Source organism: Paenibacillus rhizoryzae, assembly GCF_059686995.1.
Genome location: NZ_JCAALT010000013.1, coordinates 102,399 through 126,814, shown reverse-complemented (window position 1 = coordinate 126,814; position 24,416 = coordinate 102,399). Strand labels below are relative to the sequence as shown.

The 24,416-nt window shown below is 49.8% G+C and carries 23 protein-coding genes; 17 read left to right on the top strand and 6 right to left on the bottom strand.

Annotated elements, in window-relative coordinates:
- Positions 1–103 precede the first annotated feature (103 nt).
- A complete protein-coding gene (locus tag AC6ESO_RS27710) occupies positions 104–514 on the bottom strand; it encodes a hypothetical protein (RefSeq protein ID WP_497094230.1) in 411 nt (136 codons plus the stop codon).
- 94 nt (positions 515–608) lie between these two features.
- On the opposite strand from AC6ESO_RS27710, the gene AC6ESO_RS27705 reads away from it, so the two are divergent.
- The 4 genes from AC6ESO_RS27705 (at position 609) to AC6ESO_RS27690 (ending at position 5,361) form a co-directional block, all read left to right on the top strand.
- Entirely contained in the window at positions 609–1,412 is an 804-nt protein-coding gene (locus AC6ESO_RS27705; protein WP_497094229.1) for a YwmB family TATA-box binding protein, read from the top strand.
- 125 nt (positions 1,413–1,537) lie between these two features.
- Entirely contained in the window at positions 1,538–3,094 is a 1,557-nt protein-coding gene (gene zwf / locus AC6ESO_RS27700; RefSeq protein ID WP_497094228.1) for a glucose-6-phosphate dehydrogenase, read from the top strand.
- A 32-nt stretch (positions 3,095–3,126) separates the two neighbouring features.
- Positions 3,127–3,756: a cyclase family protein gene (locus AC6ESO_RS27695; RefSeq protein ID WP_497094227.1), complete on the top strand. Its 630-nt coding sequence runs from the start codon at positions 3,127–3,129 to the stop codon at positions 3,754–3,756.
- A gap of 18 nt (positions 3,757–3,774) precedes the next feature.
- On the top strand, positions 3,775–5,361 hold the full coding sequence (locus AC6ESO_RS27690; protein WP_494820355.1) for a peptide chain release factor 3: 1,587 nt from the start codon (positions 3,775–3,777) through the stop codon (positions 5,359–5,361).
- A 54-nt stretch (positions 5,362–5,415) separates the two neighbouring features.
- On the opposite strand, the gene AC6ESO_RS27685 is transcribed toward AC6ESO_RS27690, so the two are convergent.
- Both AC6ESO_RS27685 and AC6ESO_RS27680 read right to left on the bottom strand, forming a co-directional pair.
- The gene (locus AC6ESO_RS27685; protein ID WP_497094226.1) at positions 5,416–5,862 is read right to left on the bottom strand and encodes an NINE protein; all 447 of its coding nucleotides are present in this window, start codon (positions 5,860–5,862) and stop codon (positions 5,416–5,418) included.
- Between the two features lie 21 nt (positions 5,863–5,883).
- A complete protein-coding gene (locus AC6ESO_RS27680; RefSeq protein ID WP_497094225.1) occupies positions 5,884–6,231 on the bottom strand; it encodes a TM2 domain-containing protein in 348 nt (115 codons plus the stop codon).
- Positions 6,232–6,355: 124 nt separating this feature from the next.
- Here AC6ESO_RS27680 and AC6ESO_RS27675 point away from each other — a divergent pair, with 124 nt between their 5' ends.
- From AC6ESO_RS27675 to AC6ESO_RS27650, 6 genes are all read left to right on the top strand, one after another.
- Entirely contained in the window at positions 6,356–7,393 is a 1,038-nt protein-coding gene (locus AC6ESO_RS27675; RefSeq protein ID WP_497094243.1) for a LacI family DNA-binding transcriptional regulator, read from the top strand.
- Between the two features lie 95 nt (positions 7,394–7,488).
- The gene (locus AC6ESO_RS27670) at positions 7,489–8,661 is read left to right on the top strand and encodes a Gfo/Idh/MocA family protein (protein WP_497094224.1); all 1,173 of its coding nucleotides are present in this window, start codon (positions 7,489–7,491) and stop codon (positions 8,659–8,661) included.
- A 38-nt stretch (positions 8,662–8,699) separates the two neighbouring features.
- A complete protein-coding gene (locus AC6ESO_RS27665; protein WP_497094223.1) occupies positions 8,700–9,335 on the top strand; it encodes a ThuA domain-containing protein in 636 nt (211 codons plus the stop codon).
- A gap of 83 nt (positions 9,336–9,418) precedes the next feature.
- Positions 9,419–10,513 carry a Gfo/Idh/MocA family oxidoreductase gene (locus AC6ESO_RS27660; protein ID WP_494820350.1) on the top strand — a complete coding sequence of 365 codons (1,095 nt, stop codon included), beginning with the start codon at positions 9,419–9,421 and terminating at the stop codon, positions 10,511–10,513.
- A gap of 97 nt (positions 10,514–10,610) precedes the next feature.
- The gene (locus AC6ESO_RS27655) at positions 10,611–11,711 is read left to right on the top strand and encodes a Gfo/Idh/MocA family protein (RefSeq protein ID WP_497094222.1); all 1,101 of its coding nucleotides are present in this window, start codon (positions 10,611–10,613) and stop codon (positions 11,709–11,711) included.
- Positions 11,712–11,783: 72 nt separating this feature from the next.
- Positions 11,784–12,248 (top strand): DinB family protein, encoded by a 465-nt coding sequence (locus AC6ESO_RS27650; RefSeq protein ID WP_497094221.1) that lies wholly within the window; start codon positions 11,784–11,786, stop codon positions 12,246–12,248.
- On the opposite strand, the gene sspI is transcribed toward AC6ESO_RS27650, so the two are convergent.
- Positions 12,241–12,480 carry a small acid-soluble spore protein SspI gene (gene sspI / locus AC6ESO_RS27645; protein WP_497094220.1) on the bottom strand — a complete coding sequence of 80 codons (240 nt, stop codon included), beginning with the start codon at positions 12,478–12,480 and terminating at the stop codon, positions 12,241–12,243. The genes AC6ESO_RS27650 and sspI overlap by 8 nt on opposite strands.
- 144 nt (positions 12,481–12,624) lie before the next feature.
- On the opposite strand from sspI, the gene AC6ESO_RS27640 reads away from it, so the two are divergent.
- Both AC6ESO_RS27640 and AC6ESO_RS27635 read left to right on the top strand, forming a co-directional pair.
- Entirely contained in the window at positions 12,625–13,290 is a 666-nt protein-coding gene (locus AC6ESO_RS27640; protein ID WP_497094219.1) for a potassium channel family protein, read from the top strand.
- A gap of 31 nt (positions 13,291–13,321) precedes the next feature.
- Positions 13,322–14,110: a TrmH family RNA methyltransferase gene (locus AC6ESO_RS27635; RefSeq protein ID WP_497094242.1), complete on the top strand. Its 789-nt coding sequence runs from the start codon at positions 13,322–13,324 to the stop codon at positions 14,108–14,110.
- Between the two features lie 134 nt (positions 14,111–14,244).
- Here AC6ESO_RS27635 and AC6ESO_RS27630 read toward each other — a convergent pair whose 3' ends face one another.
- A complete protein-coding gene (locus AC6ESO_RS27630) occupies positions 14,245–16,062 on the bottom strand; it encodes a cache domain-containing sensor histidine kinase (RefSeq protein WP_497094218.1) in 1,818 nt (605 codons plus the stop codon).
- Complete coding sequence (locus tag AC6ESO_RS27625; RefSeq protein ID WP_497094217.1) at positions 16,059–17,615, bottom strand: response regulator transcription factor; 1,557 nt, start codon at positions 17,613–17,615, stop codon at positions 16,059–16,061. Before AC6ESO_RS27625 ends, AC6ESO_RS27630 begins: the two co-directional genes overlap by 4 nt.
- A 153-nt stretch (positions 17,616–17,768) precedes the next feature.
- Between AC6ESO_RS27625 and AC6ESO_RS27620 the strand changes: the two genes are divergently transcribed.
- The 5 genes from AC6ESO_RS27620 to AC6ESO_RS27600 all read left to right on the top strand — a co-directional run bounded on the left by AC6ESO_RS27620 (position 17,769) and on the right by AC6ESO_RS27600 (position 24,409).
- Positions 17,769–18,719 carry an ABC transporter permease subunit gene (locus AC6ESO_RS27620; RefSeq protein WP_497094216.1) on the top strand — a complete coding sequence of 317 codons (951 nt, stop codon included), beginning with the start codon at positions 17,769–17,771 and terminating at the stop codon, positions 18,717–18,719.
- Positions 18,720–18,736: 17 nt separating this feature from the next.
- A complete protein-coding gene (locus AC6ESO_RS27615) occupies positions 18,737–19,633 on the top strand; it encodes a carbohydrate ABC transporter permease (RefSeq protein WP_497094215.1) in 897 nt (298 codons plus the stop codon).
- Positions 19,634–19,678: 45 nt separating this feature from the next.
- Positions 19,679–21,466 carry a type 2 periplasmic-binding domain-containing protein gene (locus AC6ESO_RS27610; RefSeq protein WP_497094214.1) on the top strand — a complete coding sequence of 596 codons (1,788 nt, stop codon included), beginning with the start codon at positions 19,679–19,681 and terminating at the stop codon, positions 21,464–21,466.
- 109 nt (positions 21,467–21,575) lie between these two features.
- Complete coding sequence (locus AC6ESO_RS27605; protein WP_497094213.1) at positions 21,576–23,513, top strand: right-handed parallel beta-helix repeat-containing protein; 1,938 nt, start codon at positions 21,576–21,578, stop codon at positions 23,511–23,513.
- The gene (locus AC6ESO_RS27600; RefSeq protein ID WP_497094212.1) at positions 23,510–24,409 is read left to right on the top strand and encodes an aldo/keto reductase; all 900 of its coding nucleotides are present in this window, start codon (positions 23,510–23,512) and stop codon (positions 24,407–24,409) included. Before AC6ESO_RS27605 ends, AC6ESO_RS27600 begins: the two co-directional genes overlap by 4 nt.
- Positions 24,410–24,416: the final 7 nt, after the last annotated feature.

Sequence of the window (24,416 nt, the reverse complement as noted above, 5' to 3'; positions counted from 1 at the left end):
AATTTTCCAATTTGTCGATGATAGATCTTCGTATATCGGCAGACAAAAAGCCCGTACCTCGCTGCATAAACCACACCAGGCCTCGGGCTTCGAATCGCCGCGGTTATATGAGTAAAAACAGAAAAGCCAAGGAAGCCAAGTCAAGGGCAAACGCATCTCCGAATGGCGAGTAACCATAGCCATAGCCATATCCATAATACGGATCCCCATAGTACGGATCGTACGGATAATAAGCCTGCGTTTGTGCTGCTTCCTTCGGCTTAGCTTCCGTCACCGCTTTTTTGCTGCCTTTCTTGCTTTTCACCTTCGAATTCGTCACTTTGCTCTGTTGAGGCGTTTGTGCTTGCGAGCTGGCATGCTTCAGAGCGCCTGCCTGTTCATTGAACATCAGCTTGCCGCCATGACACCGGCTCAGAATACCGTAATGTCGCTGACCATCATGTGTAACGGCACAAACGGCCATGCCGCAAAAGTTTTTAATATGATCCTCATGGAGCGGGTAAATTTGATCCACCTTTAGTTGATACCTCCCCCTGGGTTCTTGGATACAGTCTATTCACCTACAGGCGTAAGCGTATGGTTATTTACCTAACAAGGAGTGAAATGATATGGCCGTTTCCCGTTCCGAGGACAATATTGTCCCAAGCTTGCGCCGTCCGAAGCGCACCCCGAAGTGGGGCATTCTGACTGCACTATTGGTACTGCTGGCTGCTGGGCTGTGGAGCGCGTATTATGCCAACCACAAAGAGGCTCCAATCACTGCAGGTGAGCGGCTCCGGCATGATTTTGAGGCAGTGTGGAAGTGGAGCGGCAGTGAATATAAAGGCGGTGTGGAGCAGGCGAATTGGACGTTCCGCTGGGATAGTGCTTCCGATCGAAAGGAAGCGGAGCGTTTAGCCGCTTCGCTTGGGTTCCATTTGACGACAGACCTTGACGGCAAGGAGACTGTCGATGTAATGGCATCTAATGAAGCGGGACATATGAAGCTATGGATTCATACTAAACCGAGCACAGACGAACAGACCGATAATAAGCCGTTCGAGCTTGTCCTGCTGTTGGATGCGGCAGCGGGCACGAGCCGTACTACGATTACAGAGATGATCGGCAGAGTGGAGCAGGCAACGGAGGGACTTGATATCCAGGGTGGATTTACCTTGCGCGGCGTACCGGTCCGTGAAGGCGGTGCTGCGCGAATTGCGGTCTCAGCTGCGGCCAAGGAGATTGAATCCTATAACGACGGGCACACGGAGAGCATCACGTATTTCAGCGGAGGGCTGCAAAGCAGTGTGCAAAGCGGCTCCGCGAAAGTGAATCTGCAGTTGGCTGAATCGTCTGCATCGGCGGGGGAGAGCGGGGAATTAATCGTCGGAGTGCCTTTAATTACAGGGGATTATTCGCTGCCGAATAACTAGAAGTTTGGAAACCGATTCGTTTTTTTTATGTTTGCATGAATAGCATCTATTGCCTCAATATGCTAAACTACATAACATGATCTTACCAATCGTTGTATGAAAATACATAAGAGAGAATGAGGGAAATGACCGAAGTGAGCAAACATGAATCAGTTGCCGCAGAGGGTGCGGTTTATTATTTATTTGGAGCTACAGGAGATTTGGCGCGTAGGAAACTATTTCCTGCGCTATTCAGCTTATATAAAGAAGGCAAGCTGGCCGAGGATTTCGCCGTAGTAGGACTTGCCCGCAGACCGCGGACGAATGAGCAGTTCAGAGCTGACGTGTACGAATCGATCAGCGAGTTTTCGCGTTACAAATCGGATGATGCCGAGCTTTGGAACCGGTTCGCCGAGCATTTTGTATATATGTCCCTCGACATTAATAATGTAGATGGATTCCGGGAGCTGGCCCGCTTGTCGCAAGGGCTGGATGAGAAATTCAAAATTCCGGGCAACCGATTGTTTTACTTGGCGCTGGCACCCAATTTGTTCGGGCCTGTGTCTTTCAACCTGCGTGACGGCGGCTTGCTGGAATCACCCGGCTGGAACCGTCTTGTTATCGAGAAGCCATTCGGCTATGATCTCGAATCGGCGCGTAAGCTGAACAGCCAGCTTAGCCAAGTGTTCAAGGAAGAGGAGATCTACCGGATCGATCACTACTTGGGCAAGGAAATGGTGCAAAACATTGAGGTGCTTCGTTTCTCCAACGCATTTTTTGAGCCATTGTGGAACAATAAGCATATCGCTAATGTACAAATCACGCTCTCCGAGACCGTAGGCGTTGAAGAGCGCGGCGGTTATTACGATAAATCCGGCGCATTGCGGGATATGGTTCAGAACCATATGATGCAAATGCTGGCGATGATTGCAATGGAGCCGCCAAGCAGGCTGCATCCGGAGGATATTCGCGACGAGAAGGTTAAAGCTTTGCGTTCGCTGCGTCCGTTCGCATCCGCTAACGAAGTGAGTCAGCACGTCATTCGCGGTCAATATGATGAGGGTTCGGCGAAAGACAAACCGCTTAGCGGCTATCGCCAAGAGGATTCCGTCAATCCGGAGTCGACTACGGAGACGTATTTTGCCGCTCGTGTGTTCCTCGATAATTTCCGCTGGGCAGGTGTTCCGTTCTATATTCGTACGGGTAAGCGCCTTCCGGTCAAAACAACTGAGGTTGTTATCGAGTTTAAGAATGTGCCCGACAATATCTTGTTCGCGCGTCGTCATGATCTGGCGCCCAACCTGCTTGTCATCCGCGTGAATCCGATGGAAGGCATTTATATCAAAATCAATGCGAAAAAACCGGGCGTCGACAATGTCGTACAGCCGGTTTCGATGGAGTTCTGCCAAAGCTGCATGATCGGCATCAATACGCCGGAAGCTTATGAGCGCCTTATCTATGACGCGGCTCGCGGCGAATCAACCTACTTCACGCGTTGGGATGAGGTTGCGCAGGCATGGTCCTTCGTGGATCGGATCGCTGAAGCATGGCGCGAAGACAGCGCTGATCTGCAGCTCTATCCTGCAGGCTCATGGGGACCTGCACGCACGGACGAACTCCTTGCCCAAGATGGCTTCCACTGGTGGCCGGTAAACGGTCAAGCTGAGGATAACGTAATTTGGATCTCTGGCGGACCTAAATGATTGCATGCAGGACGACATAGGAGACTTTGACCATGTTCAAAATTTACGATATTTCGATGACAATCGATCCATCGATGCAAGTGTATAAGAATAATGAAACGAAGATTCCGATCATCACGAATGTGTCTAACCATGACAACGGGCAGGCTGTATACGAATCCCGCCTTGATATGGATGTACACTGCGGTACGCACGTGGATGCACCTCTGCATATGCTGAAGGATGGCGAGACGATTGAAACGATCGGTCTGGAGCAGCTCATAGGCTATGCTCGCGTTGTCGATCTGACGCATTGCGAGGAATGCATCACACGTGCAGACTTGGAGCCGCTTCACCTGCAGCGTAATGAGTGGGTTCTGTTCAAGACTCGCAATTCGTTCTCGGAAGCATTTGATTTCAACTTTGTCTTCCTGCGCGAAGACGGCGCTCGTTATTTAGTGGAGCTCGGTATCCGCGGTTTGGGTACGGATGCACTTGGCATCGAGCGCGCACAGCCGGAATATCCGACGCATCGCTCTCTGTTCCGCAATAATATTATTATTGTAGAAGGATTGCGACTGAAGGATGTCGCTGCCGGCAACTATTTTATGGCCATTGCGCCGCTTAAGCTTACGGGGCTGGACGCAGCTCCTGCCCGGGCTTTCTTGATCGGCGGCATGTAAAGGACGAAGGGAACTATCATGAGTAAAACAATGACCGATGAGATTAAACAAGAAGTTGAGAAAAGGCGTACATTCGCCATCATTTCTCACCCCGATGCGGGAAAAACGACACTAACGGAGAAGCTCCTTCTATTCGGAGGCGCCATTCGTGAAGCCGGTACGGTTAAAGCGCGTAAAGCAAGCCGCCATGCGACGAGCGACTGGATGGAAATCGAGAAGCAGCGGGGGATCTCCGTTACGTCTTCCGTCATGCAGTTCGACTATAGCGGCCATCGCGTGAACATTCTCGATACACCGGGTCACCAAGATTTCAGTGAAGATACGTACCGTACGCTGACTGCAGCCGACAGCGCCGTCATGCTTATCGACGTTGCGAAAGGCGTCGAGGCACAGACGATTAAACTGTTCCAAGTGTGCAGCAAGCGCGGTATTCCCATCTTCACCTTCATTAACAAGCTCGACCGCGAAGGGCAAAGCCCATTTGAATTAATGGAAGAGCTTGAGCGCGTGCTTGGTATTCGGGCGGTTCCGATGAACTGGCCGATCGGCATGGGACGCGAGCTCTGCGGCGTCTACGACCGGATGAAGAACCAAGTTGAACTGTTCCAAGGGAATGATCATTCCACGATCGAAGTCGTGAAGGTAAAGGATTATAACGATCCTCATATCCGCGAGATGGCGGGCGACTTCTTGACGGATCAATTGATTCAAGACCTTGAGCTGCTTGATGTCGCCGGGGATCAGTTCGATTACGAGAAAGTCCGTGCAGGCGAATTGACGCCGCTGTTCTTCGGAAGCGCGGTTAACAACTTCGGCGTGCAGACGTTCTTGGAGAACTTCCTGCAGCTTGCTCCATCACCGACGCCGCGTCAAAGCACGAGCGGGCCGGTCGATCCGATGAGCGAGAAGTTTACAGGTTATGTCTTCAAAATCCAAGCGAACATGAACCCGGCCCATCGCGACCGGATTGCGTTTCTACGCATTTGCTCCGGCCGTTTCGAACGGGGCATGAGTGTCCGCCATGTGCGTAACGGCAAGGATATCAAGCTTGCTCAGCCGCAGCAATTTCTGGCGCAGGATCGGGATATCGTAGAAAATGCTTATCCGGGTGATATTATCGGTTTGTTCGATCCCGGTATCTTCCGAATCGGCGATTCCTTGTCACAAGGCGGCGATGTCGTATTCGACGAGCTGCCAACCTTCTCGCCGGAGCTGTTTGCGAAAGTTACCGTGAAGAACGCGCTTAAGCATAAGCAATACCAGAAGGGGATCGATCAGCTGACTGAGGAAGGAACGATTCAAGTGTTCCATTCCACAGGCAACTTCGATGAAACCATTCTGGGCGTTGTCGGACAGCTGCAATTCGAGGTGTTCGAGCATCGGATGCGTTCGGAATATGGCGTCGAAATTCAGCTGCACCGGATGCAGTTCCAGTTTGCCCGCTGGATTGTCGATGATAAGATTGATCCTTCCAAGTACCGGATTAATTCCACACTGGTGAAGGATAAGAAAGACAACTACGTCGCGCTGTTCGAGAATGAATATGCGATGCGTACCGCAATGGATAAGAACCCAACCTCCAAGTTCTTGGAGATGGCTCCTTAATAGGAAGAGACCTCAACCCCGTTAGTTCGCTAACGGGGTTGAGGTCTTTTTGCGTCAGTCGATCAGATCGGGGATAGGTCTGCCTGCCAGCTGCTCCATTCGGCGATGATGCTCGATGGCGGCCAGAATTTGCTGCTTCACATCTTCATTATAGGAACGAATCATCCCAGGGAGCAGAAACAGATCTACGATTACCCAGACAAATAGAGAGACTCCTGAAAGGATGCATAGGACGATCGCTAAAATGGTGAAAGTGGATGTAGCGGAGGATGCAGTGGAAACGGCTGAAGAAACAGTGCCTACGATGTAGAAGACTATTGCGGCAATGAAGAGGAGAAGCTGCGCAAGACCTGAACCTACGCGTTTCAGATAGAAACGATGCAGGCCAAGATGACCTCCGAGCAGCATCAGATAGGCGACTGCTGTGGATTTCTCGGCACCGCGCAGCTCTGAGTTTAGGATAAGCAGCTCATTTAAGGTCAAGTCATGTTTGGTTAGCATGCGCTTCTCCTTCTCCTTTGCTTAACGTCTCATCGCATTATTGAAATGTTTCTGTCCGAGCAGCTCTTCTATAATTTGACCCTCGACGCGTTGATTCTCTTCTTTCACCATACCATGCAGCAGAAAGGCATCGATTAAGACCCAAATTGCCGAAACGATGTATCCGATAACCGTAATGGTTAGGATAAGCTGTGCTATGGCTGAACCCGTCTTCTTCATGTAGAAGCGATGGGCGCCGAAGCTTCCCAGGAAGAACCATAGTATATAGGCGACAAGCATGTTTTTACCCTGATTTCTCACTTCTTGATCGAGCAAAATCAGCTCGCGAGCGTCTAATTGACTCTTCTGGGCGATGTTGTACTTTATCATCGATGCAGGTCTCCCTTGTAATAAAATGTTAAAACAAGCGCTAAAAGGATTGACAGGTAACCGCTTGCATGAGAAAATGTACGCGTGTACATTCTATGATTAACTTGGATGGGAGGAAGGACTTATCCGTAAAAAAGTCGCTGAATTAGCAGGAGTGTCGGAAGCGACGGTATCGCGTGTGCTGAACGGCGCCGGGACAGTAAAGGATGAGACGGCGAAGCGGGTCGTGGATGCCGCCAAGCAGCTTGGGTATGTGCCGAGTGCGCTTGCACAGCGGTTTGCGCTGCGCAGAAGCGGTAATCTTGGCGTTATTTTGCCGTTATTGCCTAAGGTGAATCTCTTCTCGACTTATTACTTCTCCGAAGTATTAAGCGGGATTGGGGTTACGGCCAAGCAGCGCGGTTATGATTTGCTGCTCTTGTTTCGGGAAGCTGACGAGCCGCGGGACTATGCGAATCTGTTTCGGACGCAGAAAATTGACGGGTGCATTATATTAGGCGCTCAAGATGTGCCGACGGAACGTGAGGCGCTTGCCGAGCTCAAGGAAGGGGATCATCCCTTCTGCCTCGTTAATCAGCGCTTTGAGGGAGAAGCCTTCAACACGGTGGATGCCGATCAGCGAATGGGGAGCCGGCATGCGGCCAGGCATCTGCTGCAGCAAGGCTTTCGGAAGATCTGTTTTCTGAACGGCCCGGCGGAATACTCGAACAGTCTGGATCGATTGAAGGGTTTCCAGCAAGCGCTCATTGAGGCGCAGGTGCCTTTCCAAGCTTCGCATGTGCTGGTCGGGAATTATAGCCGCAAGAGCGGCTATCAGCAGGCTGCACAGGTAGCGGAGCTTATTCGCAGCGGCGATGTCGATGCGGTGATTGCCGCGAACGACCGTATGGCGATCGGGCTCATGCAAGGATTGAAGGAGCTTGGCATACGCGTCGGGGAAGACGTTGCGCTTGTAGGCTGCGACGATTCCGATGTCTCGCGGATGACAGAGCCGCCGCTTACATCCATTCGTGTTCCGTTCTATGAAGTTGGCTGCGAGGCGGCATCCCGCCTTCTGGACATGATGACGGAGACCGAACCATCGTCCCCTTTCGAAGTTAAGCTGCCCGTAAAGTTGATTGAAAGGGCTTCCTCCAAGACAACGAGAACGACGACAACCTAACGTGATACATAGGAGAACCTATCGGTTTCACGCTTAATACCTGAGGAAGTTTCACAGTATCGCTAACCTAATTCTATGAGAGGCGGAACAAAACGATGAGCACAATTAGAGTAGGTATGATTGGTTACAAATTTATGGGTAAAGCCCACAGCAATGCTTATAGAGCACTTCCGATGTTCTTCCCGAAAGTAATTCGCCCGCAGATGGCTGTTATTTGTGGCCGGGATGCAGCCGGCTTGGAGCTGGCTCGTGAGCAGTTTGGCTGGGAAAGCGCGGAGACGGACTGGCGTAAGCTGGTTACGCGCGATGATATCGATTTGATCGATATCAATGCGCCGAGCGACGCGCATAAGGAGATTGCGATTGCTGCTGCTGAAGCGGGCAAGCATATTTTCTGCGAGAAGCCATTGGCGCTTAATCTAGCGGATTCGATCGAGATGCTCAATGCGGCTGAGAAAGCCGGCGTGAAGCATATGGTTGGCTTTAACTACCGGTTCGCGCCGGCTGTGCAGCTGGCGAAGAAGCTGGTGTCCGATGGCCGTATCGGTGAAATCTATCATTTCCGCGGATTCTTCCTGCAGGATTGGATCGTAGATCCGCAGTTCCCGCTCGTATGGCGCTTGCAGAAGGAAATTGCCGGTTCCGGCTCGCATGGCGACCTCGGCGCGCATGTCATCGATATGGCTCGTTTCCTCGTCGGCGAGTTCCAAGAAGTGATCGGGATGAGCGAAACCTTCGTGAAGGAGCGTCCGCTGCCAACGGCTACGCTCGGCCTTAGCGGCCTTAGTGCCAAAGGTGACAATGACGCGCCTCGCGGACAGGTAACGGTAGATGACGCGACCTTGTTCCTAGCCCGTTTTGCCAATGGAGCTCTTGGCAGCATCGAAGCGACGCGCTTCGCGCCGGGTCACCGTTGCACGAACTCGTTCGAAATCAACGGCAGCAAAGGCAGCATCAAGTTTGATTTTGAGCGCGTGAATGAACTGGAAGTGTACTTCACGGACGATGCTGCGGATGTCCAAGGCTTCCGCCGCGTTATTGCAACGGATGCACCTCACGCCTACAGTGACGCATGGTGGCCGGCCGGACATACGATCGGTTACGAGCACACCTTCACGCATGAGATTCACGAGTTTATGCTGGCTCTGGCTGAAGATCGTCAGCCTGTTCCGAACTTCGTAGACGGCGTAGAATGCCAAGCCGTTCTGGAGGCTGTCGATAAGTCGATCGCGGAACGCCGCTGGGTAGCGATTTCGGAATTAAGATAAAGAGAACGGACTAACTATTGGAGCAGAGGATGGGAAGCATGAGAAAAGCATTAATCGTTTGGGGCGGCTGGGATGGTCATCAGCCGGAGGAAGTAGCGGGTATTTTTGCTGATTTGTTGAATAAAGAAGGGTTTGAAGTTACCGTTTCGGACACGCTTGACGCCTATAAGGATGCGGAGCTCATGGCACAGCTGGATCTAATCGTACCTGTATGGACGATGGGCTCGATTACGCAGGAGCAGCTGCGTCCGCTGCTCGATACCGTACGTGCGGGCTGCGGCATCGCGGGCTGCCATGGCGGCATGGGCGATTCCTTCCGCAACGATGTCGATTATCAGTTCATGGTTGGCGGTCAGTGGGTCGCTCATCCGGGCAATGACGGCGTCGTGTACGACGTGAATATGGTTCGCGAGGACAATCCGCTTACAAGCGGCATCGGCGACTTCGAAGTGTGCACCGAGAAGTACTACATGCATGTAGATCCGGCCAATGAGGTACATGCCACGACTTCGTTCGGCGATGTGAAAATGCCGATTGTTTGGACGAAGACATGGGGCGAAGGCCGCGTGTACTACAATTCACTGGGTCATCAAGCCAACATCGTGGCGATGCCGCAAACGCTTGAATTGATGCGCCGTGGATTCCTGTGGGCGGCACGCAATCAGGAAGCGTAGGAGAGCTTATTTGGGAAATCGTATGATGCGAAGCACTTTTCATAGCTTATTTGAAATTTAACTTGCGGGAGGAATGGCATTTCATGAAACCAGTCAAAGTCGGTATTATCGGCTGCGGTAATATCAGCCATGTCTATTTTACAAACTTGAAGAAGTACCCTCAGGTGGATCTTGTCGCGGCGGCGGATATCGATATTGAGCGTGCTAAAGCTCGTGCCGCTGAATTCAACTTGAGCAAGGCTTACACGGTAGAGCAGCTTCTCGCTGATCCGGAAATCGAAATCGTCGTTAACTTGACGATTCCGAAGGCACATGCTTCTGTTTGCTTGCAGGCGCTCGAAGCCGGCAAACATGTATATGTGGAGAAGCCGATCGTAGTCACTCGCGAAGAAGGCAAACAAGTGCTTGAGCTGGCGGAGAAGAAAGGCCTGCGTGTCGCAAGCGCGCCGGAGACGTTCCTTGGCGGCGGCATTCAAACTTGCCGGAAGCTTATTGACGAAGGCGCCATTGGTACGCCGGTTTCCGCAACGGGCTTCATGCTCTGCGGTGGTCACGAGAGCTGGCATCCGGATCCGGAGTTCTACTATGAAATCGGCGGCGGCCCGATGTTCGATATGGGACCTTACTACTTAACCGCATTCGTTACGTTGCTTGGACCTATTCGCCGCGTTACCGGTTCGGCACGGATTACGCATGCTGAGCGCACAATCACAAGCGAGAAGAAACGCGGCAAGCTTATTCAAGTGGAAACGCCGACTAATATTACAGGCGTTCTCGATTTCGAGAATGGTGCAATCGGTACGTTGCTCACGAGCTTCGATGCACCGGGAGGTACATCGCTGCCGAACATCGAGATTCACGGCAGCAAAGGGTCGCTGATTGTTCCGGATCCGAACGGCTTCGGAGGCAAAGTGAAGCTTCGCCGTGCTGGCGGAGAGTGGGAAGAGATCGAGCTGACACATGGCCACATCGACAACAATCGCGGAATTGGCGTAGCGGATATGGCTCGCGCAATTCGCGAAGGCGGCGAGCACCGTGCTAACGGCACAATGGCGTACCATGTGCTCGAAGCGATGCACGGCATCCACGATGCTTCGCGCGACGGGAAGCATTATGTAATGGAGAGCACTTGTGCGCGTCCTGAGCCGATGCCGGCACTTGAAGCACAGTCCCAATAACGATAATATGGAATGAGACACGCAGCCTGCCCGCTCGCTCGGGTAGGCTGATCATTTTCAAACTTATTAGTTAGGTTACATAAAAGGAGATTCGTTCATGAGACCAGTGAAAGTCGGCATTGTGGGCTGCGGCAATATCAGCCAAATTTATTTTACGAATTTAAAGAAATACCCGGAGATTGATCTTGTTGCTGCGGCAGATATCGATTTGGAGCGCGCGAAGCTGCGTGCGGAGGAATTCGGTCTCTCCAAAGCTTATACGGTAGAGGAGCTGCTTGCAGATCCGGAGATTGAGATTGTCGTGAATCTGACGATTCCGAAAGCACATGCATCCGTTTGCTTGCAAGCGCTGGAAGCAGGGAAGCATGTTTATGTAGAGAAGCCGCTTGCGGTTACACGTGAAGAAGGCAAGAAGGTGCTTGCACTGGCGGAGAAGAAAGGCCTTCGTGTAGCAAGCGCACCTGAGACATTCCTTGGCGGCGGCATTCAAACCTGCCGTAAGCTGATTGACGACGGTGCAATCGGCACTCCGATCTCCGTAACCGGCTTCATGCTTGGCGGAGGGCCAGAGGGCTGGCATCCGGATCCGGAGTTCTTCTATGAAGCCGGCGGCGGCCCGATGTTTGATATGGGGCCTTATTATTTGACAGCTTACATCGCGCTGTTGGGTCCGTTCCGCCGCGTGACAGGTTCGGCAGTCATTTCGTACCCCGAGCGTACGATCACGAGCGAGAAGAAGAATGGCAAAGTGATGAAAGTAGAAACGCCAACGCATATTGCAGGCGTAATCGACTTCCAAAGCGGAGCTGTCGGCACGCTGATTACAAGCTTCGATACGAAAGCCGGCACATCGCTTCCGAACATCGAGATCCATGGAAGCGAAGGCTCCTTGCTTGTTCCGGACCCGAATATGTTCGGCGGTACAATTAAGCTGCGCCGCCTTGGCGGAGAATGGGAAGAGGTTCCGTTCACGCACGGCAATACCGATAATAACCGCGGCATCGGCGTAGCGGATATGGCACGTGCGATTGTCGAAGGCGGTCAACACCGCGCTAATGGGGCAATGGCTTATCATGTTCTTGAAGCGATGCATGGTATCCATGATGCATCCCGTGACGGCAAACACTACGTGATGGAGAGCACCTGCGACCGTCCGGAGCCGATGCCTGCGCTTGAAAGCGATACAGCTGTCGTATAAGATACACAGAAAAAGACATTCAAACCGCGTCTTGGTTTGAATGTCATTTTTCTATCTATAGGAGGGTCGCTTATGATCTCGAATGCCATTCGCAGCATGGAAGCTATGCTGGTTTCCGTGCCACAACGATTCCGATCTCTTGATCGTAACGAAATCGTGCAGCCCCTTTCGGAAGGGAAATGGTCGCGCCTACAGCTGCTGGGGCATCTATGCGATTCATCCATCCATAATTTATGCCGATTTGTTCAAATCGATGGGCATACTGAAGCAATACCGGTCATCGTTGCCTACGACCAAGAGAATTGGGTGAAGGTTCAGCGATATGTCGATGCTCCCCCGGAAGATGTACTTTCGTTATGGGTGAGCCTTAATCAATCCGTCTTGCGAGTTATAACAGGCTTATCGTCATCAAGCTTAGCACGTACAGGACAGTTCCCAAGCGGAACTACAGTCACATTAGAGTGGCTGATCAATGATTATGTCGATCATATGGAGCATCATTTACAGCAAATATTCGGGAACGAAGTCGTCAGCTAGGACTCGGGGATGCCGTTTCCGCCGCAGGATGGAGCTCGTCGTAGAGCGCCTGCACCATACGGTTGCGATCACTTTCGCCGCTGTTTTTCCAAATCATTTCAAACAGTACTCCAAGTCCAGGGAGTGCTTTCTCATCGCTTCCGATGGAGCCTTCAATGACGTCGGTCAATTCTTCCCCTGTTAAATTTTCTACCCGACGAACGATTGCCTGCCGCAAATCAAGATTGTTCAATCTGATCCCTCCATCACATACAGATTCGAGGTTTAATATCTCCTTATGGCCTTGATTTCATGCCGGAGGATGACGCAAGGCGTTCGGATATATAAGGAAATTGTGCTATAATAAGCTCAAATTGCTTCAAGGGAGATGGAAGTCTTGCCGAATAAGCAGTACGCGGTAATTGGCATGGGGCGGTTTGGTACAAGCGTCGCTCAATCGCTGTCAAAGCTTGGGTTTGACGTGCTGGCGATCGATTCGAATGAGCAGAAAATCGAAGACGTGTCCAATTGGGTGACGCATGCCGTAGCTGCAGATTCCACGGATGAAGATACGATGCGCTCACTCGGATTGCGTAACTTCGATGTTGTTGTTGTGGCGATTGGCGCAGACATTCAAGCGAGCATTCTAACGACGCTTATTTTGAAGGAATTTGGCGTTCCACAGCTGATCGTGAAAGCGCAAAGCGAGCTGCATGGCAAGGTGCTGACGAAGATCGGTGCGGACAAAGTCGTGTTTCCGGAGCGGGATATGGGCATGCGCGTTGCTCATCACTTGATCTCCCCCAACATCCTGGAGTACATAGAGCTGTCCAAGGATTACAGCATCGTCGAGATCAAGACTCCATCCTTTGCCGTCGGCAAAAACTTGAAGCAGCTTGATATTCGCGCCAAATACAAATGTAATGTACTCGCGATCAAGACAGGGAGCGAGCTCAATATTTCTCCTTATGCGGAGGATGTTATTAAAGCGGACGATGTGCTGGTTATTGTGGGCAAGAGTGAACATTTATCTGAATTAGAGCTTGATTATGCGGAAGGCTGATAATAGCGTGCAAACGAACAATAAACGAATGATGAGCATTACTTCAGTGCAAAATGAGAAAGTAAAAGCGATGGCTGCCTTGTTGGAGAAGAAGCACCGGGACCGTTCGGGCCGCTTCATTATCGAGGGGGTCCATTTGGTGCAGGAGGCGCTTCTAGCCGGTGCCGATGTGGAAACCATCGTGATCGATATGGAACGCGGTGTACCGGGCGAGCTCCGTACGCTGCTCAGCCAAACCGATTGCGAGCTGATTGAAGCTACTCCGGCTGTAATGGCCAAATGTACGGGCACGGACTCTCCGCCGCCGGTATTCGGCGTGGCTGCGAAGCCTTATGCGGATGTGTCCAAGCTGTATCAGCAGGACTCGCTGGTTGTCGTGCTGGATGGCGTGCGCGATCCCGGCAATGTAGGCACGATCATCCGCAGCGCTGACGCGGTCGGCGCTCATGCCGTCGTCCTCGGACAAGGCTGCGTCGATCTCTACAATCCGAAGACGGTGCGTTCTACGATGGGCTCGTTGTTCCATCTTCCGGTCATCGAAGGGAATCTCAGCGAGCTGCTGCCTGAAGCTAAGAAGCACGGAATTTCCCTTGTCGGGACAAGCCTGCAAGCATCGGCTACCTGTTACAGCTATAACTGGAGCGGGCCAACTTGGCTGCTGATGGGCAGCGAATCGCAAGGATTATCAGCGGATGTACTGGGGCAAGTAGATACGAGCATCATCATCCCGATGCACGGTCATTCGGAATCGCTTAATGTGGCGATGGCGAGTACGATTCTATTGTATGAGGCGCTAAGGCAGCGTCGGTACGCGGAGTAGGTTGCGCTGCTTAATTGTGAGTTGTAATTCATTTTGGCACTAGTTGTAACATTGTTTGGCATAGCGTAAAAACACCAAGTAGGCCAATCCTTATCATTGATAAGGGGTGGCCTACTTGGTGTTGCTTTGCCTAATTAAACGTTGCCAATCTCGAGCTCGGCCGCTTTGATCTCATGCGGTTGTCTGCAAGGGATTCGAACGATAATCGTCGTTCCTATGAGCTCGGAGCTCTCGATATCCAAACCGTAGGCTGGTCCAAACAAAAGCTTGATCCGCTCGTTAACGTTGTACAATCCTATGCTTCCTCTGTCGGAAGATTGTGAAGAGCGGGTCAGTTTTTGCCTGATTTCATTCAATTTCTCCGGTCCAATGCCGCTTCCGTTATCAGCTATTGTGATACGGAGATCATTCTCATTCCTATAACCCTGGATCGTAAGCAGATTGTTCTGACGCTTACGGTCGAAGCCGTGTATGAGGTAATTCTCGATAAGCGGCTGGAGAATCAATTTAATGACGCCATACCCCATAATCGATGGTTCGACTTCGATCTGGTAGTGAAAGAAGTTTTGGTATCTCGCATTGAATATTGTGAGGTACATGTTGCATAACTCGATTTCTTCAGCTAAAGTGACGACCGAATCTGCTTTGAGCGATGCCCGGAAGAGAGCAGCGAGCGACTGAATCATCTCTCCGCCCTCGTCATTCCCGTCGATCTCCAGTCTAGCTCGGATCGCTTCTAGGGAGTTGTACAAGAAATGAGGATTGATCTGATTCTCGAGTATTTTCATTTCCGCGATTTTTTGCTGAAGCTCGTAGACGTAAGACTTATTAATATGGTCCTGCAGGCTGTCGCACATTTTGTTGAAGTGGATGGCGATTTGTTCGAATTCATTATCTTTATTGTTTAAAGGGATCCGGTAAGCCAAATTGCTTTCAACCGTCTTGCTCATCGCTTTGACGATCCGGTTAACCCGCTTGGATATGATGCTAGTCACAAGAAAATAAACCGAGAAGATGAAGAGCAACAGAATAATGGCTGCGATATAAGTGGAGTTGTTAAAAATATTCAGCTGCTTCTTCAATGCTGACTTGGGCAATACGGCCGCATAGATAAAAGGGTCTTTATCGGAGCTGGCCATTCTGACAATGCTGTCCTCGGCCAACATCACGGAATCCGACGATTGGCGGAGCTGCTCGAAGTAGGGATATTTTCGCCCGTAATAGGCCGAAGACGAGTCGAACACAACCTCTCCATCCCTCGTTAACACAAGCAGATAGCCTTTCATGTCTTTGCCGAATTGATTGATGGTATATTGCAGATCGTCCATCCTGAATTCTACGATGAAACGGCCAAGAAAGAGACTGGAGCTCGGGTAGTAAAAGTTACTGGCGACGTCAAAGTAGTTCTTGGATGCTTGGGAGGCCACATATTCCCCCGGATGGGCAGGAATGATAAAGCTTTCCTGTGACGCATCCCGTAAACGGGGAATGTTCTGCAGGATCGCTTCCGTATGGTCAAAGAAGGCATAGTCCAAATCATACATGTACAAATAAGCCTTCTGCGAATGGCTGTTATAGAAGATGAGGTTGTTAATGTTAGGGTCAAGGCTTAATAGGTCTTCGAGTTTGTAAGCCATGTTCTTTCTCTCATAGGAGTCTAAGGGCACAGAGTCTGACTGGTCTGTAACGTCCATCATACTCATGATATAAGCAAATAACTGTTCGTCATCGTATATTTTGAGCAGGATGTCTTTAATCGTCTTTGTACGGTCGTTCATCGTATTCTGCAGTGCTGCGATAATTTGCTGATGGATTCCGATTTGTCCTTCCTTCAGTAATGCGTAGGATTGTCTGGACACATACCCTGTGAAAATATAGAGGGCAACGGATAGAACCAGAATATAGAGCAGCAGGATTCGGGTAAACAGCTTGATGCGTATCCGTTTTTTCATTTGAATTCTGCCGGTGACACACCGGTCGCCTTTTTGAAAATTTTATAAAAATGGCTTGGTTCCAAGTAACCGACTTTGGCTGCGATGTCCGTCATTTTCATGTCGGTTTGCAACAGCAGTTCCTTGGCCTTCTCGATTCGCAGATGGTTCAGGTAGCTGCTGAACAAGATCCCGGTTTCTTTCCGGAACAGCTGACCCAAATAAGACGCATTAATATTGAATTTATACGACAACGTCTTTAGCGATAAATCTTGATTGGAATGCTGCAAGACATAGTCCAAGATCGGTTTTATCGTCGCGTTGGCAGTGCCGCTCTTATCGCCGAAGAGATCCGAAGCGAGGGAAACAGTGTCATAAACAAGCTTAGCCAGATCATCGAATCGGGTAGAGGACTCGAATCGAAGGTAAAGATGCTTGAACTGATCCGGAACATGCTGCGGATTAACAACGGACTTTTTCACGGTGTTGGCGATTTGAAACAGCAGCTCAAGCAGCTCATTCTTGAGTTGTGAAAGCGGGAGATACGATGCGTCTTGCAGACCTCCTAACGCGGCCCGCGTCAATGCCAGACACTCTTCTTTCCTTCCGGCCAAAATCAGGTTATTGATGGTTTCGTATGGAAGGCTCGGTATCTGTTCTTGTCCGGAGTGGTTCTTCGTATCATCGTCGGAATCGATCAGACTGTTCGGAGGCAATAGGAAACTGTAGCCTTGCAGCTCTTTGGCGGACTGATAGCTGAGATCTGCGCCAAGCAGATCGGTTGTCCGTTGCCCGATCGTGATTAAGATTTGGAGGTCATTTCGAGCTTTAATCTCGGAAAGAAACAGCTTCAGTTGGCCTAGAAGGGGGGAGCCGCCGCTTGTTTCAGTGGGTTCAGAGAATATGGCAACCACGTCGTGAGAAGAGTCGCAGAAAGACAAACGCAGCGTTTCGTGGTTGAACCATCGAGCCAGCTGATCGCGGATCATTAAGGCAACCCTGTGCTTCTGCGCGTTATCTTCGCCGCTCAGTACTTTAATTAACGCAATGCGAAAACAATCGAGATTTAGCTCGATTTGAGCGATTTGTGATTTCTCTTTCAATTCGGCTCTTGAGATTGAACCTGTAACCCATCGAAGCAGGAGGTTCTCGCGAAATGCATTCAACTGTTCGGCAAGTCCGATCTGACGGTTCGCGGTATCCTGCAGTTTCTCGGCTATCGCGGAGATGCTTGCAACGAATTCGTTCTTATCCAGAGGTTTCAGCATGTAATTCTCTACACCAAGCTTGACTGCCTGCTTCAAATATAAGAAATCGTCATGACCGCTCAGGATAAGAATCCTGATGTCCCATCCGCGTTGATGGATGCTGCGAATGAGTTCGATTCCATCCATTTGCGGCATACGAACATCCGTAATCAGAAGATGGACTCGGTGTTTCTCCATCAGTTCAAGGGCTTCAATTCCGTTGTAAGCGTCCCCAATTACTTCAAGGCCAAAATCATCCCAAACGGTCGATTTCCTCAATGCTTCGACTACGATCGGTTCATCATCTACGATCAGCACGTTATACATGTGACAGGTCCCTCCAGTTAGCATCTAAGATAGCACAAATGAAGATCGTGTGAAAAGGCTCTAGAGTTTTGACAGTTCGATCGAGAGTTTTGACAATTGAGCGTCATCCTCCATCTCCGTTACCATTAGTGTCAAGGGAGGTGACACTCAACCATGAGCAGCACAGCAAGCAGTAAAACTGTAACCGTTTCCGAGAAGGAAGGCAAGAAACTGTTTTATATGGCGTTGCCATTCATAGCGCTGGTATTCGTCTTCAGCTACTTGCCTCTATACGGATGGATGTACGCGTTCTTCGATTACAAGCTCGGCCATAAGCTGTTCGATTCGGAGTTCAAAGGGTTCTTCTTCTTCAAAATGATTTTAAGCGATCCGATCACGGTCGACGAAGTGAAGCGGATTATGTCGAATACGCTAGGCATTAGTTTCTTAAGCTTGCTCGTTCAAGTATTGCCGCTACTATTCGCGTTATTCCTCGTGGAGATGAAGTTTGAGCCGCTGAAGAAAGCCATTCAAACGTTGACGACGCTTCCGAATTTCTTAAGCTGGCCGTTAGTGTATGCGTTTGCATTCTCCATGTTCTCGGAATCCGACGGCTTTATCAACAAGCTGCTGATACAGTTTCATATCATTGAAGATCCGATCAGCTTCTTGGTTAGTTCGAGCCATGTCTGGTTGACTCAAACGGCGTACTTGGCTTGGAAAACGATCGGTTGGACAGCCATTATTTACATAGCCGCCGTTACTTCGATAGACAACGAGCTGTATGAAGCGGCCAGGATCGACGGCGCCGGGAGGTTCCGGATCATGTGGTCCATCACGGTACCGCATTTGATGCCTACCTTCTTCGTACTGATGATGCTTAGCATAGCCAACTTCTTGAATAACGGCCTCGATCAGTACTTGGTTTTCCAGAACGCACTGAACACCGATTCCATCGAAGTGCTCGATCTCTATGTGTACAATGTCGGCATACGAAACGGCATGTCAGGCTATAATTATTCGTTTGCCACGGCGGTCGGCATATTGAAATCGGTTGTCAGCATTGCGCTCTTGTTCTCGGTGAACTTTGCCTCGAAGAAGGTTCGCGGAGAAGGAATCATTTAAAGAGGGGATTGCCCATCATGAAACAAAAGGCATCATTCGGTAGCTACAGCTTCAGCTTTATCAACAGTACAGTGTTTATCCTGTTCGCGCTGCTTTGTATTTTTCCCTTGTATTACATCTTCGTCCTTACGGTGAGCGATAACAAATGGGTAGCATCCGGTGCGCTGGTCGTTTTCCCGAAGGGGTTCAATGTCCAGAACTATGTTCATGTTCTCAAGCTTGATGGAATTGGCATGGCGCTGTGGGTTACGATTCTCAAAACGGTTGTCGGTACGGCTTGTACGCTCGCAGGCTCGTCATTCCTTGCATTCTTGTTCACAAAGCCTCACATGTTCATGAGGAAATTTCTATACCGGTTCGTGCTGGTCACGATGTACTTTAATGCAGGCTTGATTCCATGGTTTATCAATATAAAAAACCTTCATCTGATGAATACGTTCGCCGTTTATATCATTCCGTACATCGTTGCTCCGTTCTATATCATTCTGATCAAGACGTTTCTGGAGAGCATCCCGAGCGCATTGGAGGAGTCGGCGCAAATCGACGGAGCCGGTATATTTCGGGTATTCTGGAGCATCTTAGTACCGCTGTCCAAACCGATTCTGGCCACGGTTGCCGTATTCGAATCGGTCAATCAATGGAATAACCTGCGCGATAATTTGTTTCTCATCACAGATTCACGGTTAAACACGCTGCAATTTGTCTTGTACAAGTTCATGTCGGAAGCGGATGCGTTAGCCAGCAAAATTATGGTTAACGGCGGAGCGGGCTTATCGGCCTCGAATTTCACGCTCACACCGACCGCGGTCAGCATGACGATTGCCATGGTTGTTATTCTCCCGATTGTCTGCATCTATCCTATTATGCAACGTTATTTTACCAAAGGGATTATGCTAGGTGCAGTGAAAGGGTAGAACTACAATATAGACGCATGTATACAAATGGGGAGGCACACAAGAATGAAGAAGAAGGTTTCAGCTTTAGCGGCGGTGACAATCGCTACGATGCTCACTGCAAATTTGGCTGGCTGTGGAAGCTCGAACACGGGGACTAACGGTAATGTTACCGGAAATACGATGAGTGATACGGCTTCGAACGACAAGTCGAACGCGGCGAATTCGAATAACGCGACGACTGCAACTGAGGAGAAGGCGCCGCTTGAACCGGTCAAAATTTCGGCGTTGATTGGTCCGAGCAGTCTTTCCGGCGTTCAGAGCGATGAGATTTCAACAGAGATCTTCGAGAAGAAATTCGGCTTGAAAATCGATCATATCTTCGCCGGCGATAAATTCGACGAAAGGCTCTCCGCAATCATGGCAAGCGGCGATATGCCGGACCTGATCGAGTTCAAGGATAAAAAGCAATTCGAAAGCGCTGTCAAAGCAGGCGTTCTGATGTCCTTGGATGATCTGGTCGCGCAGTACGGCCCAGACATCACAAATAATCTGCCTTCGATGCTTCAATACATGAGAGACAATTATAGCGACGGATCAGGCAAGCTGTATGGCTTGGCATCGCAAATCGGCGTCAGTCAGCCAACTAACCTTCTTCATATGGCTCTCTATTCCAGATATGATCTCTACAAGAAAGCCGGATCTCCGGAACTGAAAACCTATGAGGATCTGCTGAATACATTGAAAACGATGCAAGCGGAATATCCGAAGAATGACAAAGGTCAGAAAGTATATCCATTGCAGCTGTGGAGCGATTGGGATTCCATCAGTATGAGCTTGGTCGACTTTACGATTCCGGGATACATGGGTGTCAGCGCGAACTCGGGAACGCTGCAATTCACGGAATACGATCCAACTACCAAACAGCTTAAGAGTGTATTTGATCCTTCCAGCGATTACATGAAAGGCGTGGAATTCTTCCATAAAGCGAATCAACAGGGTATCCTTGATCCGGATTCGATCTCCCAAAAATGGCCGAATGCAGAGAGCAAAACGAAAGAAGGCCGTGTGCTTACGACGATGTGGGGCTGGCAATCGCAAATCTTTAACGGCAATGATCTCGTCAAATCCAATCCGATGGCAGGCATGATTCCGCTGTTCCCGAAAGACGAAGCGAAAATGCTTGTACAAGCAGAATTGCCGGTCGGCGGCGGTTACGTATTCGGCATCGGCAAAAATGCTAAAAATGCGGACCGTATTATCCAACTGCTGAACTATTCCGCGACGGTACAGGGCTCGACTGAGCTGATGAACGGCGTCGAAGGGAAGGCATGGACGCTCAATAACGGCAAAGCCGAGTATGCGCCCGAATACTTGGAAAAAGTGGCGAAGAACGATCCTTCCACAGCCGGCTATGAAAGCTTCTTGATGCTAAATAAATGGAACATCGATCCAAGAACGAACGAGTCGATTACGCATGAAGGCTGGTCGCAGTTCGTGAAGAAGAACCTGACGTCGGCCGAGCAGGAGTGGGCAACTGCGAATAATTCGTTGAATGTGTATGACTATGCCAAGAAGAATCTGACGGTTGTTCAAGACGATGGCGTAGTGGCGCTCGCAGGAGCTCCATCGGATGATATCAAGGTGATCCAGCAGAAGCTGGGCGAAATCCTCAAAACGATGTCATGGAAAATGGTATACGCGAAGAATGACGCGCAATTCAACGAGCTGAAGCAAGAGCTGATCGATAAGGCAACACAATTAGGTGCGGATAAAAACTTCCAATGGGCTCAAACCGAGCTGGCTGCCGCATCTGCAAAAGCATCCCAATATACAGAATATCACGTTCAATAACAGACTGATTTATCCATAAGTGCAATGGGCGCCGCGGCTATATTTGGAATCTACGGGCTCCAAATATAGCCGCTTTCTGTTCAAGAACGGGTTGAAGGAGACGTTGAACTTGAATTATTACGTATCTGTTCATGGTAGGGATTGGAATCCGGGTACGGAAGAAGAACCATTCGCGACGCTTGCGAAGGCGCGCGAATGCGTTCGCTCCATTAATGGCCTAATGACGAAGGATATCGTCGTTTATATACGCGGAGGCGTCTATTATCTGGATAGCGAGATTGTGCTTGACGAACGAGATAGCGGTTCAAACGGATTTAACGTTCAGTACCGCAATTACCCAGGCGAAACGCCGATTCTCTACGGAGGACAGCGAATTACAAACTGGGAGCACATCAAATTTAGCGTCTATAAAGCGAAGGTTGATCGAAATTGGTCATTTCAATCCTTAATCGAACACGTTGAATGGGGGATTCGTCATGCAAGTAGCGCACTTACGGGTCCGGGGCAGTGGCATTTGGATACACAAGGAGGAGAACTGTTCTATTGGCCAAGAAGCGCAGATATCTCGAACGCGGTAATTGCCGCACCGACCATGACAAATATGTTCCGGATGGTTGGAAGCTCGCCTTCTACCCCAGTAAAGAACATCCAAGTTATTGGACTGCAGCTTCAATTAACGGATACTATCCAACAATTTGATTATGTAGACTCCATTGATTTTGTAAACGGCAACGCAGAGCGTGAAGAAACAAAGCACGGTCTCATTTATATGGAAAATGCGGAATCCATTATGGTTGTGAATTGCAAGATCTTGAATGCTGGCGTGTGCGGAATATGGCTCAACAAGCATGCACAGCATAACGAGATTTATGGAAACTGGATTGAAGGCTCCGGTTTAAACGGAGTTTATTTAACGGGTTGGTCCTTTGACCAGGGACCGTTTCTGTCTGCAGAAGATGCTTATGTCAACAAGTTCAATGTCGTATCCAACAATTTCATCTTTGACAGCGGAAAATTCGAGCTGACGCGAGGCTCCGGTATACAGCTTCATCAAAGCGGTGACAACGAGATCTCTCATAATCGTATTTTGAGAGCGCCGAGATATGGCATTTCAATGAAAGGCGATCGTTACGGAGTCCTCGAAAATCATGGATCTATTTATGGGATGCCAGTAACTAGAGACAATCGTTATGAATTTCTTTATACCCGAAATAATCGGATCTTGTTTAATGACATCTCCAACGTGATGACGAACTCCGAGGACGGAGCAGGCATTGAATCCTGGGGAGTGGGTACGGGGAATGTATACGATCATAATTGTGTACACGACTTTGTCAATCTCAACCATTGGCGCAATTGGTTCGGCGGCATCTATTTGGATGATTGCTCGGATTACATGACAGTCACGAACAACATCGTATACGGAATACACGGCGGACATGCTTTCGGCATTATGGAGAAAGGCATTGAGAATCGGGTATTTAATAACATTATTGCGAATAACGGTCTGACATGGGCGATCTGGATGCAAGAATTTGCCGAGGTCTCTTATGGTTTGAAGCTTGGCTGCAACATCCTATACAACAATAATACGACCGCGATTTATGGCTTCGAACACCTTCCCGAAGGTTTTGCGGGGAATCCCGTTTATACAACTGTTTATGATGGTGAGCTGCCGGAGAGGATTGCGGGTTTCGATCATAATCTCATTTACGAGCCGATGGGTTCAACAGATGTGCTTATGGGCGATAAAAGTACCGTTTATCTCTCCTATGAGAACTGGAAGGTGGCTTATGGACACGATGCACATACCGTACTCGGCAAGGATCCGCTCTTCGTGGATGCCGAGAATGGAGATTTTAGACTTTATTCGGACTCGCCTGCTTTGGCGCTCGGTTTTACACCGATCAATCAGAGCTTGATCGGTCTGAAGAGCGATTTCCCTTGGGAGCCAATTCAAACAACGCCTGTCAGTGCGTTAATAGAAGCTAATGGTATTCGCAATCTTCCTCGTTTACATCAAGCAGCGAAAGAGGTAACGCTATGATTTATACAACATTCGGCAAAACCGGCCTTAGAGTCTCCAAACTCGGCCTTGGCGGTGCACCGCTTGCAGGCGACTTTGGCAGGACGGATGAAGCGGAGGTGCAAAGCCTCGTGCACGAGGCAATCGATTCCGGAATTAATTTGATCGATACCGCGCCTAAGTATGGCATGGGCGAATCCGAACGTCGGATCGGCAAAGCGCTTGCTGGGCGTAGAAATAAAGTTATTCTCGCATCGAAAGCGGTCCGTTCGGATCTTCGCTACGATTACAACAGCACGATCCGCTCCGTTGAAGAGAGCTTACAGCGGCTGCAAACCGATTGGATCGATATCCTGCAGCTGCACGATGTGGAAACGCAACCGGTCAATCTTATTATGAACGAAACTGTTCCTGCACTCGAGCAGCTGAAAAAGGATGGGAAAATTCGTTTCACAGGCGTAACGACGCGTGTTATTCCTCTACTAATGGACTATATGAGAACAGGCAGTTTCGATGCCATTCAATTCTATACCCGTTATATGCTGATCGACCATACGGCTAAGGATGAAGTGATGCCTCTTGCGCAGGAAACCGGTATCGGCGTCATCAACGGCAGCGTTCTGGGACTGGGCATGCTGGCCGATGCTCCCGCTCATTTTCTGGAAGAGGAAATCTCGCGTAAAGCGCAAAGCCGCATCGACCAGCTGCGATTCCTGCGCAAGTCGGAGCCAAAGGGACTTATTGAACCGGCCATGCGGTTTAGTTTAAGCCATCCCGCTATTCAGGTGACATTAACGGGAACATCCTCGCGAACGTCTCTTCGAACCAACCTGTCCTACTGCGATGGGAGGGGCTTGGAAGAGGAAGAACTTCAGCGCGTCTATGATCTGTTCCAAGGTCAGCCATTGTTTGACTAGTTCTTAG